Here is a 17,388-nt window from a genome sequence, read left to right as displayed (position 1 = left end):
GAGCAAAAGATCGCAGCCTGCGGCAGCTCCTACATAGAACACAGCAATCCCTGTAGGAGCTGCCGAAGGCTGCGATCTTTTGATCTGGCTGTCAGTGCCTGCAAAACAATAAGAAAAGTGAGTGGTGAACATGGACGTACGCATCAAGCCGGCAGCGGTCGGCACCCTGTTGCTCGCAGTTTCCATCGCGCAAGCCCATGCGCAGTACCTTGAATCCGGCAAGCCCGGCGATCCGGCCAGTTGGCGCAGCGCCGAATTCCAGCGCGACTGGGGCCTGGCGCGGATGCAGGCCGATCAGGCCTATGCGGCCGGCATCACCGGCAAAGGCGTGAAGATCGGCGCCCTCGACTCCGGCTTCGATGCCGCCCACCCCGAGTTCGCCAGCGACCGCTACCACCCGGTGCTGGCCTCCGGCAGTTACGTCGACGGTTCGCTGTTCAACGTCAACGGCATCCTCAACCCCAACAACGATTCCCACGGCACCCACGTGGTCGGCACCATGGGCGCGAGCCGTGATGGCACCGGCATGCACGGCGTGGCGTACAACGCGCAAATCTACGTCGGCAATACCAACAACAACGACAGTTTTCTCTTCGGCCCCAAACCCGATCCGCGCTATTTCAAAGCGGCGTATGACGCGCTGGCCGCTGCCGGCGTACGGGCGATCAACAACAGTTGGGGCAGCCAGCCGCCGGATGTCAGCTATCGCACCCTGGCCGATCTGCACGCCGCGTACGCTCAGCACTGGAATCAGGGCACCTGGCTCGACGCGGCGGCGGACGTCTCGCGCCGTGGCGTGATCAACGTGTTCAGCGCCGGCAACAGCGGCTACCCGAACGCCAGCGTGCGCTCGGCGTTGCCGTACTTTCAGCCGGATCTCGAAGGCCACTGGCTGGCAGTCTCCGGGCTGGACCAAAGCAATCAGCAGAAGTACAACCAGTGCGGCATCGCCAAATACTGGTGCATCACCACGCCGGGGGCGAAGATCGACAGCACCATTCCGGGTGGCGGTTACGCGATCAAGTCCGGCACCTCGATGGCCGCGCCGCACGCCACCGGGGCACTGGCGTTGGTGATGGAACGCTACCCGTACATGAACAACCAGCAAGCGCTCGAAGTGCTGCTGACCACCGCCACGCAACTCGACGGCTCGGTCACCGATGCGCCAACCGAACGGGTCGGCTGGGGCGTGGCCAACCTCAATCGGGCGATGCGCGGGCCGGGGCAATTGCTCGGCGCGTTCGATGCCAATCTGGCCGCCGGGCAGAGCGATGTCTGGAGCAATGACATCTCCGACAAGGCATTGATTCAGCGCCAGCGCGAAGACCTCGCCGAGCACCGCGCCTGGCAGCAGACCCTGCAGGACAAGGGCTGGCAGAACGGTGTCCCGGCCGGCGCGAGTCAGCAGGATCAGACCGACTACGCCGTCGGTATGGCGCGCGATGCCGCAGCGGCGACGCGGGTCTATCAGGGCAGCCTGATCAAGTCCGGGGCAGGGCATTTGCTGCTGACCGGCGACAACACTTTCCGCGGCCCGACCACGGTCAATGGCGGCTTGCTCAGCGTCAACGGCTCGCTGGCCTCGGCGGTGACCGTCAACGACAGCGGCACTCTCGGCGGTGCCGGGCGGATCGCCTCGTTGCTCGCCAACAGCGGTGGCCGCGTGGCACCGGGCAACTCCATTGGCACGTTGAACGTGGCTGGTGACGTGACCTTTGCCCCCGGTTCGACCTACGCGGTCGAGCTGTCGCCGACCAGCAGCGACCGCATCGTTGCCGGCGGCAGCGCGAGCATCAGCGGTGCCACGGTCAGCCTGTCGCTGGAAAACAGTCCGACCCTGCTCAGCACCACGCAAGCGCGCAGCCTGCTTGGGCATTCGTACGACATTCTGCAAGCGGCCGGCGGCATTCAGGGCCAGTTCGGCGCGGTGCTGCCGGATTACCTGTTCATCGGCGGCAGTCTCGACTACACGGGCAACGCCATTCAGCTCGACATCCAGCGCAACGCCACCTCGTTCGCCAGTGTCGGGCAAACCCCGAACCAGCGTGCGGTGGCGGCCGCCGTCGAAGGCCTCGGCGCCGGCAATTCGGTGTACGAAAGCCTGCTGCTGTCGGCGTCTGCTGCATCGGCGCAGCAAGCCTTCCAGCAATTGAGCGGCGAGATCTACCCGGCGCTCGGCTCAATGCTGATCAATGACAGCCGCCAGTTGCGCGACGCGGTCGGTGAACGCCTGCACGATGCCAACGCCACGCAAAGCAATGGCTGGATCAAGGCCCTCGGCGCCTGGGGTTCGACCAACTCCGGTAACGACACTTCGCGCTACAGCACCTCGATCGGCGGCTTGCTCGCCGGTGTCGACGGCGCGCTGGATGAGCAGACCCGCATCGGCCTGGTCACCGGTTACAGCGACAGCTCGCTGAACATGGGCTCGGACACGCATTCGTCGGCCAAAGTCGACAGCTATCACCTCGGCGCTTACGCCGGTCATGACATCGGCGCCTGGCGCCTGAGCACCGGCGCGGCCTACAGCTGGCATCGCGCCGATGTGAGGCGCGATCTGCAATACGGCGACGTCAGCGCCAAACAGAAAGCCAAGGTCGATGCGGCCACCACCCAGGTCTTTGGCGAAGCGGCTTACCGGCTGAACCTGCAGCCACTGGCGCTGGAGCCGTTCGCCAACCTCGCTTACGTGCATCTGGATACCGAAGGCTTCACCGAAAAGGGCGACGCGGCGGCGCTGAAGAGCTCCGGCGAGCAGCGTGATGCTGTGCTCAGCACCCTCGGTGTGCGCGCGGTCAAGCGCTTCAATTTGTCGACTCAACAGGCACTGGACCTGAGCGGGCATCTCGGCTGGCAGCACAGCCTGAGCGACATCGACGCCGAACAGCATCTGCGCTTTGCCAGCGGCAGCACGCCGTACTCGGTCGAGAGTTCGGCATTGGTCCGTGACGCGGCGCTGGTCGGCGTGCAAGCCAGCCTGGCGTTGAGCAAGGACGTGCGGGTCAACCTCGATTACAACGGACAACTGGCCAACCGCGAGAAGAGCCACGGCGTGGGGCTGAGCCTGAACTGGCAGTTCTGACGAAGGGCGTACGCGTATCCCTGTAGGAGCTGCCGAAGGCTGCGATCTTTTGACTTTTATTTTTTAACAACAAGATCAAAAGATCGCAGCCTGCGGCAGCTCCTACAGGGGGATGTGAGCACACACCTGTGGTGAGGGGATTCATCCCCGATAGTCGTCCGGGCGTGCGACTGCTGCGCAGTCGATCGGGGATAAATCCCTCGCCACAAGCGTTATTTCCCATGCCCGGGTGTGGGCCTGGTACACGGATTTTTCGCAACAACACTAAGGAAGGTCGCTGGATGAATAACAACAATACCCCCGCGCAAACGGGCGGTCGCTTCGCCATGAAAACCCTCAATTGCGCCGTACTCTGTGCGCTGACCAGCTGGGGCAGCGCGCACGCGGCGCCTTATGTGGAAAGCGGTCGCAGCGGCGATCCCGCCAGTTGGCGCAGCGCCGAATTCAAGGCTGACTGGGGCCTGGGCGCCATCGGCGCGGATTACGCCTACGCCGCCGGTTACACCGGCAAAGGTGTGAAACTGGGGATCTTTGACCAGCCGGTGTACGCCGCGCACCCGGAGTTTTCCGGTGCCAACAAAGTCATCACCCTGGTCACCAGCGGAGTCCGCGAATACACCGACCCTTACATCCCGGTCAAAGCCGGCGATGCGTTCCGTTATGACGGTTCGCCTTCGGTCGGTTCCGACGGCAAGCTCGGTGCCCACGGCACCCACGTCGGTGGCATCGCTGCCGGTAGCCGTGACGGTGGGCCGATGCACGGGGTGGCGTTCGGTGCGCAGATCATCAGCGCCGACAACGGTGACCCGGGGCCGGAAGATGGCATCGTCCGTGGCAACGATGGCGCGGTGTACAAGGCTGGCTGGGATGCGCTGATCGCCAGTGGCGCGCGGATCATCAACAACAGCTGGGGTATCGGCATCACTGACCGTTTCGACCTCGGCGGCCGCGACCCGGCGTATCCGCACTTCACCGTCAACGACGCGCAATTGCAGTTCAACGAAATCCGCACATTGCTCGGCACCAAGCCGGGTGGTGCCTACGACGGCGCCATCGCCGCCGCCCGCAGCGGTATCGTGACGATCTTCGCCGCCGGTAACGATTACAACCTGAACAACCCGGACGCCATCGCCGGCCTCGGTTACTTTGTGCCGGACATCGCGCCGAACTGGATCACCGTCGCCGCGTTGCAGAGGAACCCGGACCAGGCCAGCGCCAATCCGTACATCATGAGTACGTTCTCCTCGCGTTGCGGCTACACCGCGAGCTTCTGCGTCTCGGCGCCGGGCACGCAGATCTATAGCTCGATCATCAGCGGCACCAACGCCGACAACCTGACCACCGGCTACAAGAACTACAACGGCACCTCAATGGCCGCGCCACACGTGGCCGGCTCGATGGCGGTACTGATGGAGCGCTTCCCGTACATGACTGGCGATCAGGTCGCCACGGTACTGCGTACCACCGCCACCGACCTCGGTGCTCCGGGCATCGACGCTTTGTACGGCTGGGGCATGATCAACCTGCGCAAGGGCATTGATGGCCCGGCGATGTTCGTCACCGAGCAGGACATTCCGGAAGAATTCCGCATCCAGGGTGCCTACGGTTCCGGGCAGTTTGTCGCGGACTTGCCGGGCATCGGCGCGATCATCGACCAGGGCAAACCGACCGAGCGCCTGTGCACCGACATCACTTGCGGCCTCGACACCTGGCGCAACGACATTTCCGGTCACGGCGGCCTGACCAAGCAGGGCATCGGCACGCTGGTGCTGACCGGCAACAACACTTACAGCGGCCCGACCCTGGTCAATCAGGGGCGTCTAGCGATCAATGGCTCGCTGGCTTCGGCGGTTACGGTCAACGACAGCGGTATCCTCGGCGGTAACGGCCGCATCGGCGCGCTGATTGCGAAAAGCGGCGGTACCGTCGCGCCAGGCAACTCGATCGGCACGCTGAACGTCGCCGGTGACGTGACCTTCGAGCGCGGTTCGACCTATGCGGTGGAAGTCTCGCCGACCAGCAGCGACAAGATCGTTGCTGGTGGCAAAGCCGTGATCGATGGCGCCACGGTCAGTCTGTCGCTGGAAAACAGCCCGACCTTGCTGACGACGACTGAAGTGAAGAGCCTGCTCGGTTCGCAGTTCAACATCCTGCAAGCGGCCGGTGGCATCCAAGGCCAGTTCGGGCAAGTGCTGCCGAACTACGCGTTCCTCGGCGGTACCCTGGCGTACTCGGCAAACGGCGTGCAACTGGACGTCGGGCGCAACGGCGCGTCGTTCGCCAGTGTCGGCCTGACGCCGAATCAGCGTGCGGTCGGCGCGGCTGCCGAGGGTCTGGGCGCGGGCAATGCGCTGTTCGAAACCCTGCTGCTGTCGCCGAATGCGGCCTCGGCGCAACAAGCCTTCCAGCAATTGTCCGGCGAGATTCATCCGGCCATCGGCACGATGCTGATCAACGACAGCCGCTACCTGCGTGAAGCAGTGGGCGAGCGTCTGCGTGAGCGCGATCTGTTCAATGCCAACGCACCGACCGACGACCGCAGCAACGCCTGGGTCAAGGTGCTGGGTTCGTGGGGCAAGAGCGATGGCGGCCACGAAAACGCCGACTCCAACAGCTCCATCGGCGGGCTGCTGGCCGGTGTCGACGGTTTGATTGCTGAAGATACCCGTCTGGGTTTCGTTACCGGTTATAGCGACAGCTCGTTGAACATGGGCGGCGGCACGCATTCGTCGGCCTCGGTCGACAGCTATCACCTCGGTGCGTACCTGGGGCATCAGATCGATGCGCTGCGTCTGACCGCCGGAGCGGCTTACAGCTGGCACCGCGTGGACGTGAAGCGTGATCTGCAGTTCGCGGGCGTCAGCGGCAAAGAGAAAACCAAGCACGATGCGGCGACCACTCAGGTGTTCACCGAAGCGGCTTACGATCTGCGCCTGCAACCGATGAATCTGGAGCCGTTCGCCAACCTGTCGTACGTGCACTTGAACACCGACAGCTTCACCGAAAAGGGTGATGCGGCGGCGCTCAAGAGCTCTGAAGACAACCGCGATGTAGTGCTGTCGACCCTTGGCGTACGTGCCAAGCGCAGCTTCGCGCTGTCGGACAAACATCAGCTGGAACTGGGCGCGACCCTCGGCTGGCAGCACAACCTGAGCAGTGTCGATGCTGACAGCCACCTGGCCTTCGCCAATGGCAACAGCGCGTTCACCGTACGGAGTGTGTCGATGGATCGTGATGCGGCGGTGGTCGGCGTACGCGCCGGGCTGGCGCTCAATCGCGATGTCCGGGTCAACCTGGACTACAACGGACTGATCGGTAACAACGAGAAAGACCACGGTGTGGGTCTGACCCTCGACTGGCAGTTCTAAAGGCGTGCCGGCAGTCCCTTGGGGGCTGCCGGTTTTGAAGGAAGAGAGAGCACAACATGGGATTGTTCGATTATAAAAATGCCGACGGCAAAGCGTTGTACAGCGACGCCATCGCACTGACGCTGTATGCCTACACGCCAACCGGCCAGCCGTTGCCGGCCACCGCCTGGAAACCGCTCAGCGCGACGGCGCTGGGTTATCAGGGCAAGGTCGGCGCGCAAGGCACGTTCTTCGGCGAGAAGGAAGGCTTCACCAGCGCCGAGGCCGAAGTGCTCGGCAAGTACGACGCCGGCGGCAAGCTGATCGGCCTCGGCGTGGCCTTTCGCGGCACTGGCGGGCTGGGTTACAGCGACACCTTCGGCGACATGAAGAACAACCTGCTGGCCGCCATCGGCCCATCGGATTACGCGAGCAACTACGCGAAAAACGCCTTCGACAACCTGCTCAAGGCTGTCGCCGCGTTCGCCATGGCTAACGGCATCGCTGCCAAGGACGTGCTGTTCAGCGGCCACAGCCTCGGTGGCCTCGGGGTCAACAGCGTGGCCGAGTTGAGCGGCGGCAATTGGGGCGGGTTTTTCAAGGACGCCAACTACATCGCATTCGCCTCGCCGACCCAGAGCAGCACCGGCAACAACGTGCTGAACATCGGTTACGAAAACGATCCGGTGTTCCGTGCACTGGACGGCACCACGTTCAGCAGCGGTTCGCTGGGCAAGCACGACGGGCCGCACGAGTCGACCACCGACAACATCGTCAATTTCACCGACAACTATGCGTCCACCGCGCAAAACCTGGTGCCGTTCAGCATCGTCAATCCGCTGAACTGGTCGGCCCACAGCTCGCTCGGGTATGCCGATGGCTTGAACCGGGTGATCGATTCGAAGTTCTACAACCTCACGCACAAGGACTCGACCCTCATCGTCTCCAACCTTGAGGAATCGTCCCGGGGCAAGACCTGGGTCGAGGATCTGGGGCGCAGCGGCGAGCCGCACACCGGCAGCACCTTCATCATCGGTACGCAGAGCAACGACTGGCTCAAGGGCGGGGTGGGTAACGACTTCCTTGAAGGGCTGGGCGGTGACGACCGGTTTCGTGATGACGGCGGTTTCAACATTCTTCTCGGAGGTCAGGGCCACAACACCTTCGAGCTGCAGAAACCGCTGCAGAACTTCAGCTTCGCCAACGACGGTGACGGCACGCTGTATGTGCGCGATGCCTACGGCGGCATCAGCATGACCCGCGACATCGGCGCGCTGGTGAGCAAGGAGTCGGGGTCGTGGTGGGGCAGCAAGGAAATCACCTGGGGCGTCACGGCCAAGGGTTTGACCAATGGCAGCGAACTGACCCAGTACACCCATTCGCTCAACGGCGATGCGTACGGCAATGCGCTGCACGCCAGCGCCGACGGTGACTGGCTGTTCGGCCTGGGCGGCGATGACAAGCTGATCAGCGACAAGGGCCACGTGACCTTCGTCGGCGGCGCCGGCAACGACGTGATGACGGCGGTGGGGGGTAACAACACCTTCCTGTTCAGCGGCGCGTTCGGTTTCGACGCGATCAATGGCTACCAGGGCAGCGACAAACTGGTGTTCATGGGCGTCGAAGGCGCGGGGCAGGGTTATGACTACAAGCAGCATGCTGCCCAGTCCGGCGCTGATACCGTGCTGAAGATTGGCGAGTATGCCGTGACCCTGGTCGGGGTGGGAGTGGCTAACCTGTCGGACTCGGCGTTCGTGTTCGCGTAAGCCGTCATCTGTAGGAGCTGCCGAGTGACACGAGGCTGCGATCTTTTGATCTTGCTTTGAAAAATCAAAAGATCGCAGCCTTCGGCAGCTCCTACAGGGGCTGGTGCAAGTAGTACTGAAATGCTCCGGGGCGTGCCCGCGAGGGGCGCCCTGGCTGTGAGCTATCTCTGACAATTCCAACAAAAGAGAGGCAATAGCAATGGGTGTGTATGACTACAAGAACTTCGGCACAGCCGATTCCAAGGCGCTGTTCAGCGATGCCATGGCGATCACGCTGTATTCCTATCACAACCTCGATAACGGCTTTGCCGCCGGTTATCAGCACAACGGCTTCGGTCTCGGCCTGCCGGCCACGTTGGTCACCGCACTGCTCGGCGGTACTGATTCGCAAGGGGTGATTCCCGGTATTCCGTGGAACCCCGACTCGGAAAAACTCGCCCTCGACGCCGTGAAAAAGGCTGGCTGGACACCAATCACCGCCTCGCAGCTGGGCTACGACGGCAAGACCGACGCGCGCGGAACCTTCTTCGGCGAGAAGGCCGGTTACACCACCGCCCAGGTGGAAATCCTCGGCAAGTACGACGCCCAGGGCCATCTCACCGAAATCGGTATCGCCTTTCGCGGCACCAGCGGGCCGCGGGAAAACCTGATCCTCGACTCGATCGGCGACGTGATCAACGACCTGCTGGCAGCTTTCGGTCCGAAGGACTACGCCAAGAATTACGTCGGCGAAGCGTTCGGTAATCTGCTCAATGACGTGGTGGCGTTCGCCAAGGCCAATGGCCTCAGCGGCAAAGACGTGCTGGTCAGCGGCCACAGCCTCGGCGGGCTGGCGGTCAACAGCATGGCTGACCTGAGTGGCGGCAAGTGGGGCGGGTTCTTCGCCGATTCCAACTACATTGCCTACGCCTCGCCGACCCAGAGCAGCACCGACAAGGTGCTCAACGTCGGTTACGAAAACGATCCGGTGTTCCGCGCCCTCGACGGCTCGACCTTCACCGGCGCCTCGGTCGGCGTGCACGACGCGCCCAAGGAATCGGCCACCGACAACATCGTCAGCTTCAACGATCACTACGCCTCGACCGCGTGGAATCTGCTGCCGTTCTCTATCCTCAACATCCCGACCTGGATCTCGCACCTGCCGACCGCTTACGGCGACGGCATGAACCGCATTATCGAGTCGAAGTTCTACGACCTGACCAGCAAGGACTCGACGATCATCGTCGCCAACCTGTCGGACCCGGCGCGGGCCAACACCTGGGTGCAGGACCTCAACCGCAACGCCGAAACCCACAAGGGCAGCACGTTCATCATCGGCAGCGACAGCAACGACCTGATCCAGGGCGGCAGCGGCAATGACTATTTGGAAGGTCGCGCCGGCAACGACACGTTCCGTGACGCTGGCGGTTACAACGTCATCCTCGGTGGCGCCGGCAACAACACCCTCGATTTGCAGAAATCGGTGAACACCTTCGACTTCGCCAACGACGGCGCCGGCAATCTGTACGTGCGCGACGCCAACGGCGGGATCAGCATCACCCGCGACATCGGCAGCATCGTCACCAAGGAGCCGGGCTTCCTCTGGGGCCTGTTCAAGGACGACGTGACCCACAGCGTCACGGCCAGCGGTCTGAAGGTCGGCAGCAACGTCACCCAGTATGAGTCCAGTGTCAAAGGCACCAATGGCGCCGATACGCTCAAGGCGCATGCCGGCGGTGACTGGCTGTTCGGCCTGGACGGCAACGACCACTTGATTGGTGGCGCGGGCAACGACGTGTTTGTCGGTGGCGCCGGCAATGACCTGATGGAGTCCGGGGGCGGGGCAGATACGTTCCTGTTCAACGGCGCGTTTGGTCAGGATCGGGTGGTGGGTTTTACGTCGAACGACAAACTGGTATTTCTTGGCGTGCAGGGTGTGTTGCCCAATGATGACTTCCGCGCGCATGCCTCGATGGTGGGGCAGGACACGGTGCTGAAGTTTGGCGGGGATTCGGTGACGCTGGTTGGGGTGGCGCTGAATAGCCTCAGTGCCGATGGAATTGTGATCGCCTGATGGTGAAGTGGCGTCTGTAAGGACGCCATCGCGGGCAAGCCCGCTCCCACAGGGTTTTGCGGCGTACACAAGCTTTGTGAACGGCCTATAACCTGTGGGAGCGGGCTTGCCCGCGATTGAAGGATTACTCGGTATCAAAAGTGACTCGACAGCCACACCCTGACTCAAAAGCTGTGCAAACAGCAAAAGCGGCCTAAAGCCAGCACGTGCACACACGTTCTATAGCCAGCCGCCATTGAGTACAGGAGATGCACACGTGAAAAGGTTCAAGGGGTATGTCGGGATTGTCGGACTGGCGCTGTTATCGGCCAATGCCTGGGCCGATCTGCCTCAAGCCTCAATTCTGAGCCGCTACGGCATCAGCAGCGATCAATTGCCGAAACCGGCGAAGACCGAAGCAGCCGAGCCGGTCGAAGAGAAAAGCCTGTTTCAGATCCAGCCCGAACAGCCGTTCGTGACCATTCGCCTGGGTGACGGCAAACAGCAGCAGGCCACTGGCAATCTGAGCATTGACCGAATGACCCAGCAGGATCTGGAGCGCTGCCGACGTCTGCAAGCCGAGCTGGCACGGCGGGGTGAACAGTATTTCAGCTGTGATCACAGCATTGTGGGTTTGCCTGCTTCCGAATAACCCACGCTTTGACTGCCTTCTGTAGGAGCTGCCGAAGGCTGCGATCTTTTGACTTTGATTTTTAAAAACAAGATCAAAAGATCGCAGCCTGCGGCAGCTCCTACACGTACATCGGGGTCAGTCTTCCTTGCGCACCGTCGCCACTTCGTCAGAGCGGACCTTCACCTTGGTCCCGGAAATATCCTCGAACTCATAGAACCCGTCCTTGTTCTTGGTTTTCGGCATGTCCTTGGTCAAATACTGAGTACCGTTCTGCAAGGTCACCACGGTCGGTGTCGAGCAGCCGCCCAATGCCAGGAAGGCTGCTACCGCCAGGGGAAGACCCAGAGTCTTGATGTTCATACCCACCTCAAATCCCTCATTCCATATCAATTGACCGACTTCGGTCTCTAACGCGGTTGGTGCGATCGAACCGGGAAAAGTTCGATGGCACCCTGAAAAAATCCCGATTGCCGTGCCACTGATCTTTTTCCGTTTGCACGCGACGGGGCAGAGCTGGTATCTGTACGCATAACCAGTATTCGCTCGCCATGGCCCTGAATTACCGTGACTGCCAACTCGCTCGACGATCCGTTCTATTACCTCAACAACTTCCGGCAAGTGCTTGATTGGCTTGAACTTCGCTATGCCGATGTGATGAGCGAATCCGAGCACGGCTTTATCCGCGACTTCAAGGCCTTGCCACGCGCTTCGCAGGGTTTGCTGGTGCGCATGATAATGCGCAAGGGCGTGCATTTCCGCTTCGGCAAACTCAACTACCCGGAAATCGGGGACATCAGCAACGCCGCGCAGCCGTTGTTGCGTCACGGCTGGCTCGACGATCAGGCTCTGTTGAGCGTGGCCGAAGTGTTCGACGTGTTGCTCAAGGCTGAACTGCTGCAGGCGTTCGGCAGCTTTATCGAGCAACCCAAGGGCCGCAAGGACGACTGGCTGCCGGCGCTCGCCGAGCAATTCAGCGAGTCGCGCAGCCTCTGCGATTGGGCACCGACGCTCGGCGACCGCTTGCTCAGCCTGACCATCATGGACCTGTGCGACCGCCTGCGTCTGATGTTCTTCGGCAATCTGTATCAGGACTGGTCGGAATTCGTCCTCGCCGACCTCGGGATCTTTACCTACGAAAAAGTCGAGTTCTGCGCCGACTCCCGTGGTCTGCGCAGTCGAGAGGACGTTGACGCCTGTCTGTTCCTGCATCAGTGCCAACTGCGTTTCGAAGCCGGTGAACCGTTGGAGCCCATTGTCGAGCAGGTCCGCGCGTTGCAGTTCGACAACCCGTGGCTGCAGCGGCGGCGCGGCAAGGTGCTGTTCCAGATCGGCCAGTATTGCGAGCGCGTCGCCGAGTTCGCCCTGGCGTTGAGCATTTACCGCGATTGCACCTACCCCGGCGCCCGTCAGCGAATGATCCGCGTGCTGGAGCGCTGCGGCGAATACGCACTGGCGCTGGAGCTTGCCACTCTCGCCGAACAGGCGCCGGAAAGCGCCGCCGAACAGCAGAGTCTGCAGCGGATGCTGCCCCGCCTGCGACGCAAACTCGGCGGGCCACCGCTCAAGCGCGCAACGCCGCGCCCGGTCGAGCGCCTCGATCTGCAATTGCCGCGCACCGATCCGTCGCTGTCGGTGGAGTTTTACGTGCAGGCGCATCTGCACGAAGACAGCGGCCCGGTGCATTACGTCGAGAACAGCCTGATCAACTCGCTGTTCGGCCTGCTGTGCTGGCCGGCGATTTTTGCGCCGCTGCCGGGGGCGTTTTTTCATCCGTTTCAGCGCGGGCCGGTGGATCTGCTCAACGAAGACTTCCAGCAACGCCGGGCCGAACTGTTCCAGGCCTGCCTCGAGCAACTCGACGATGGCCGTTATGCGGCGACTATTCGTGAATGCTTCGTCGCCAAATGGGGCGTGCAGTCGCCGTTCGTGTTCTGGGGCGCGTTGAATGAGCAACTGCTGGAGCAGGCATTGGCGTGTTTGCCGGCGGAACACCTCAAGCACTGGTTCAATCGCCTGCTGCTCGACATCAAGGCCAATCGCGCCGGCATGCCGGATCTGATCCAGTTCTGGCCGCAGCACAAGACCTACCGGATGATCGAGGTCAAAGGTCCCGGTGACCGCCTGCAGGACAACCAGCTGCGCTGGCTGGAGTTCTGCCACCAACACCAGATGCCGGTCGCCGTGTGCTACGTGCAATGGGCGGAGCAGAGCGCTTGAGCTACAGCATTGCCGTCCGCGCGCTGTGCGAGTTCACCGCCAAGACCGGCGACCTCGACCTGCGTTTTACCCCTTCACCGACAGCGCTCGAAGGCATGCTCGGGCACCGCACCGTGGCCTCGCGGCGCAGCGACAAATACCAAAGCGAGGTGGCACTGGAAGGCGAGTTTCTGCAGTTGAAGGTCAGGGGCAGGGCGGACGGCTACGACCCGGCGCAGAACTGTCTGGAAGAAGTCAAAACCTATCGCGGCGACCTGAGCAAGCAACCGGCCAACCATCGCCAGCTGCATTGGGCGCAGGCGAAAATCTATGGCTGGCTGATGTGCCGCAAGCTGGAGCTTGAGCAGATCAATCTGGCGCTGGTGTATTTCGACATCGTCAGCGAAAAGGAAACCTGTCTGGTCGAGGCCTTCACTGCGCCGGTCTTGCAGGAATTTTTCGAACAACAATGCCGGTTGTTCCTGAACTGGGCCGAGCAGGAAATGGCTCACCGCGAGGCGCGCAATCTGGCCGCGCAGCAATTGAGCTTTCCCCACGCCGACTTTCGCCCCGGCCAGCGACATCTGGCCGAATCGGTGTTCAAAGCGGTCAGCACCGGCCGCTGCCTGATGGCCCAGGCGCCCACCGGGATCGGTAAAACCCTTGGCACGCTTTTCCCGATGCTCAAGGCGCTGGCGCCGCAGCAACTGGACAAGGTGTTCTTCCTGACCGCCAAGACCCCGGGGCGCAAACTGGCGCTGGATGCCAGTCAGGTGCTGTTCGATCAGTCTGAACGCTTGCCGCTGCGGGTGCTGGAGATGGTCGCCCGCGACAAGGCCTGCGAACACCTGGACAAAGCCTGTCACGGTGAGTCCTGCCCGTTGGCCCAGGGCTTCTATGATCGACTGCCCGCCGCTCGGCAAGCGGCCAGCCGGATCCATCTGCTGGATCAGGCGGCGATGCGGGAAGTGGCCCGTGAGCACACGGTTTGCCCGTATTACCTGAGCCAGGAAATGGCGCGCTGGGCCGACGTGGTGGTGGCGGACTACAACTATTACTTCGATTTCAGCGCGCTGCTGTTCGGCCTCGCTCAGCTTAACCAGTGGAAAGTCGCGGTGCTGGCCGATGAAGCGCACAACCTGGTCGAACGCGGGCGTTCGATGTACAGCGCCAGTCTTGATCAGGCCGCGCTGGCCAGCGTGCGCAAGAGCGCTCCCGAGGTGCTGAAAAAATCCCTGCAACGGGTCAACCGTGAATGGAACGCGCTGCATCAGCCGCAACTGGCGCCCTATCAAGCCTACGACAAGGCCCCGGAAAAACTGCTGCAAGCGGTGTCGCTGTGCAGCGCGGCCATTGGCGATTACCTCAATGATCATCCGCAGGGACTCGACAGCGCGCTGCAAACCTTCTACTTCGACATGCTGCAGTTCGGCCGGGTGGCGGAGCTGTTCGACGAGCATTACCTGTTCGACATCAGCAAGCGCGACCTTGAGCGCAAGCGGCCGCTGTCGCAGTTGTGCCTGCGCAACGTGGTGCCGGCGGCGTTCATCGGCCCGCGCCTGAAAGCGGCGCGCAGCAGCGTGCTGTTTTCCGCAACGCTGAGCCCACGGCGCTATTACGCCGATCTGCTCGGCACGCCCGCCGACACGGTATGCATAGACGTCGAATCACCCTTCAGCGCTGAACAGCTGCAAGTGCAGATCGTCAGCCGTATCTCCACGCGCTTCAATCATCGCCAGGCGTCGCTGGAACCGATCGTCGAGCTGATCGCCCGCCAGTTCAGCGAGCGCCCGGGCAATTACCTGGCGTTCTTCAGCAGCTTCGATTACCTGCAACAGGTGCTGACGCTGCTCGCCGAACGCCATCCGCAGATCAATCTGTGGCAGCAGTCCCGGGGCATGGCCGAAGGACAGCGGCAGGCATTTCTCGATCAGTTCACCGCCGACAGTCAGGGCATCGGCTTCGCCGTGTTGGGCGGTGCGTTTGGCGAGGGCATCGACTTGCCCGGAGCACGGCTGATCGGCGCGTTCATCGCCACCCTGGGGCTGGCCCAGCTCAACCCGGTCAACGAACAGTTGAAACGGCGCATGGCAGCGATTTTCGGCGCCGGTTACGACTACACCTATCTGTATCCGGGCGTGCAGAAAGTGGTGCAGGCCGCCGGGCGGGTGATCCGCACCCGTGAAGATCGTGGCGTGGTGATGCTGATCGATGACCGCTTTGCCGAACCGCGCATTCAGCAACTGTTGCCACGCTGGTGGTCGCTCGATACAGACTCGTGCGCAACGAGTACTTTGTTCACGTCGTGAATTGACGCGCGTTTGCACCTTCCCATGGCGCCGGATTGCCGCATACTTGCGCTAATGAAAAGCAGCGGTGAACCTGATGAGTGACAACCCGAGCAAAACTGCCGCGATCGAGGGGATGCGTTTCCGTCTGCTGATCGATGCGGTGGTCGATTATGCGATTTACATGATCGACCCGGACGGCATCATCACCAGCTGGAACTCCGGCGCCAAACGCTTCAAGGGCTACGAAGAGGCGGAGATTCTCGGCGAGCATTTCTCGCGCTTCTATACCGCCGATGATCGTGCGGCTGGCCTGCCGCAACGCGCGCTCGACACGGCGCTGCACGAAGGACGGTTCGAAGGCGAAGGCTGGCGGGTGCGCAAGGATGGCACCAGCTTCTGGTGCCACGTGGTCATCGATCCGATCATTGATCCCAACGGCAAAGTGCTCGGCTATGCCAAGATCACCCGTGACCTGACCGACCGCAAGATGGCCGAGGAAACCCTCAAGCAAAGCGAACAGCAGTTTCGCCTGCTGGTGCAGGGTGTCACCGATTATGCGATCTACATGCTCAGCCCCGAAGGTCGTGTGAGCAACTGGAATCAGGGAGCCCAGCGGATCAAGGGGTACCAGCCGGAAGAAATCATCGGCCAGCATTTTTCGATTTTCTACACCCCGGAAGACCGCGTGGCCGGCGAACCGCAACGGGCGCTGGAGATTGCCACCCGCGAGGGCCGTTTCGAGAACAAGAGCTGGCGCATGCGCAAGGATGGCACGCGGTTTCTGGCCCACGTGGTGGTCGATGCCATTCGCGGCGAAACCGGCACGCTGCTCGGGTTTGCCAAGATCACCCGCGATGTCACCGAAGCCCATGAGTCGCAAGTGGCGCTGGAAAAGACCCGTGAGGCGTTGTTCCAGGCGCAGAAGATGCAGGCCATCGGTCAGCTCAGCGGCGGCATCGCCCATGACTTCAACAATCTGCTGACGGTGATTCTGGGCAATCTGGAGATTCTGCAAAAACGCATCGGTGACGACCCGAAAAACAGTCGTCTGCTGGAAAACGCCACGCAGGGTGCATTGCGTGGTGTATCGCTGACCCAGCGCATGCTGGCCTTCGCCCGCCGTCAGGAACTCAAGACCGAGCCGGTCGATATCCCGCAACTGGTGCAAGGCATCACTGGGCTGTTGCGCAGCTCGATCGGCCCCGGGATTCGCATCGAGACACGCTTTCCCGAGGATCTGCAACCGGTGCTGGCCGACAGCAACCAACTGGAACTGGCGTTGCTCAATCTGGCGACCAACGCCCGCGACGCCATGGTCGACGGTGGCAGCCTGTGCATTACCGCGCAGCCGGAAGTCGTGCTTGAGCAAAGCCATTCGTCAATGGCGGCCGGGCACTATGTGTGCCTGAGCGTGATTGACACGGGTGAGGGCATGGACGAAGCTACGCTGGGTTCGGCCAGGGATCCGTTTTTCACCACCAAGGGCGTGGGCAAGGGCACCGGGCTGGGCCTGTCGATGGTGCATGGCTTTATCGAGCAACTGGGCGGCCGTTTCATTCTCAAGAGCGAAAAAGGCCATGGCACCCGCGCTGAAATGTGGATACCGGTGGCGCTGGCCGGGGAGACGGCAAAAAACCTCTACCCGGCGGTCAAACCGGTGTTGGTGCCGCGCCTCAGCGTGCTGGTGGTGGACGACGATTCGCTGGTGATGACCAGCACCACGCTGCTGCTCGAGGATCTTGGCCATCGGGTGATCAACGCCACATCCGGTGCCAGGGCGCTGGCGTTGTTCGAGCAGGGCGAAGTCATCGATCTGATGATCACCGACATGGCCATGCCGCAGATGAGCGGCGCGCAACTGGCGCATGCGGTGCGCCTGCTCAAGCCGGATCTGCCGATCATTCTGGCCACCGGTTACGCCGAACGTCTGGAAGGCTTTGCCGCGCAATTGCCGCGTCTGCCCAAGCCGTTCACCCAGCTCAATCTGGTGGAAATCATCGCGCAGTCGATGAAGTGAATCCGCCTGAACTTGTCCGTGGC

At 62.1% G+C, this 17,388-nt stretch carries 9 protein-coding genes; 8 read left to right on the top strand and 1 reads right to left on the bottom strand.

The window, feature by feature from the left end:
- Positions 1-130 precede the first annotated feature (130 nt).
- The 5 genes from eprS to JN524_RS01665 all read left to right on the top strand — a co-directional run bounded on the left by eprS (position 131) and on the right by JN524_RS01665 (position 10,879).
- Positions 131-3,082: an autotransporter serine peptidase EprS gene (gene eprS / locus JN524_RS01685; protein WP_202368248.1), complete on the top strand. Its 2,952-nt coding sequence runs from the start codon at positions 131-133 to the stop codon at positions 3,080-3,082.
- A 281-nt stretch (positions 3,083-3,363) separates the two neighbouring features.
- Complete coding sequence (locus JN524_RS01680) at positions 3,364-6,450, top strand: autotransporter serine protease (RefSeq protein WP_202368247.1); 3,087 nt, start codon at positions 3,364-3,366, stop codon at positions 6,448-6,450.
- Between the two features lie 56 nt (positions 6,451-6,506).
- Positions 6,507-8,195 (top strand): polyurethane esterase, encoded by a 1,689-nt coding sequence (locus JN524_RS01675; protein WP_202368246.1) that lies wholly within the window; start codon positions 6,507-6,509, stop codon positions 8,193-8,195.
- Between the two features lie 199 nt (positions 8,196-8,394).
- Entirely contained in the window at positions 8,395-10,248 is a 1,854-nt protein-coding gene (locus JN524_RS01670) for a polyurethane esterase (RefSeq protein WP_202368245.1), read from the top strand.
- Positions 10,249-10,504: 256 nt separating this feature from the next.
- Positions 10,505-10,879, top strand: coding sequence for a hypothetical protein (locus JN524_RS01665; protein WP_202368244.1), 375 nt, complete (start codon positions 10,505-10,507; stop codon positions 10,877-10,879).
- A 117-nt stretch (positions 10,880-10,996) separates the two neighbouring features.
- On the opposite strand, the gene JN524_RS01660 is transcribed toward JN524_RS01665, so the two are convergent.
- A complete protein-coding gene (locus JN524_RS01660; RefSeq protein ID WP_041064149.1) occupies positions 10,997-11,221 on the bottom strand; it encodes a YgdI/YgdR family lipoprotein in 225 nt (74 codons plus the stop codon).
- A 204-nt stretch (positions 11,222-11,425) separates the two neighbouring features.
- On the opposite strand from JN524_RS01660, the gene JN524_RS01655 reads away from it, so the two are divergent.
- The 3 genes from JN524_RS01655 to JN524_RS01645 all read left to right on the top strand — a co-directional run bounded on the left by JN524_RS01655 (position 11,426) and on the right by JN524_RS01645 (position 17,365).
- Positions 11,426-13,078, top strand: coding sequence for a VRR-NUC domain-containing protein (locus JN524_RS01655; protein ID WP_202368243.1), 1,653 nt, complete (start codon positions 11,426-11,428; stop codon positions 13,076-13,078).
- Positions 13,075-15,366, top strand: a complete 2,292-nt coding sequence (locus JN524_RS01650) for an ATP-dependent DNA helicase (RefSeq protein WP_202368242.1) — start codon at positions 13,075-13,077, stop codon at positions 15,364-15,366. Before JN524_RS01655 ends, JN524_RS01650 begins: the two co-directional genes overlap by 4 nt.
- Before the next feature lie 76 nt (positions 15,367-15,442).
- On the top strand, positions 15,443-17,365 hold the full coding sequence (locus JN524_RS01645) for a hybrid sensor histidine kinase/response regulator (RefSeq protein WP_202368241.1): 1,923 nt from the start codon (positions 15,443-15,445) through the stop codon (positions 17,363-17,365).
- Positions 17,366-17,388 lie beyond the last annotated feature (23 nt).

Source organism: Pseudomonas sp. MWU318, assembly GCF_016756945.1.
GTDB lineage: Bacteria > Pseudomonadota > Gammaproteobacteria > Pseudomonadales > Pseudomonadaceae > Aquipseudomonas > Aquipseudomonas putida_A.
Note: the sequence above shows the minus strand (reverse complement) of the source record. Positions and strands in the feature narration are given on the sequence as shown.

Coding starts and splice junctions, on each gene's coding strand:
- eprS (WP_202368248.1), top strand. CDS start 131: ATGGACGTACGCATCAAGCCGGCAGCGGTCGGCACCCTGTTGCTCGCA.
- JN524_RS01680 (WP_202368247.1), top strand. CDS start 3,364: ATGAATAACAACAATACCCCCGCGCAAACGGGCGGTCGCTTCGCCATG.
- JN524_RS01675 (WP_202368246.1), top strand. CDS start 6,507: ATGGGATTGTTCGATTATAAAAATGCCGACGGCAAAGCGTTGTACAGC.
- JN524_RS01670 (WP_202368245.1), top strand. CDS start 8,395: ATGGGTGTGTATGACTACAAGAACTTCGGCACAGCCGATTCCAAGGCG.
- JN524_RS01660 (WP_041064149.1), bottom strand. CDS start 11,221: ATGAACATCAAGACTCTGGGTCTTCCCCTGGCGGTAGCAGCCTTCCTG.
- JN524_RS01645 (WP_202368241.1), top strand. CDS start 15,443: ATGAGTGACAACCCGAGCAAAACTGCCGCGATCGAGGGGATGCGTTTC.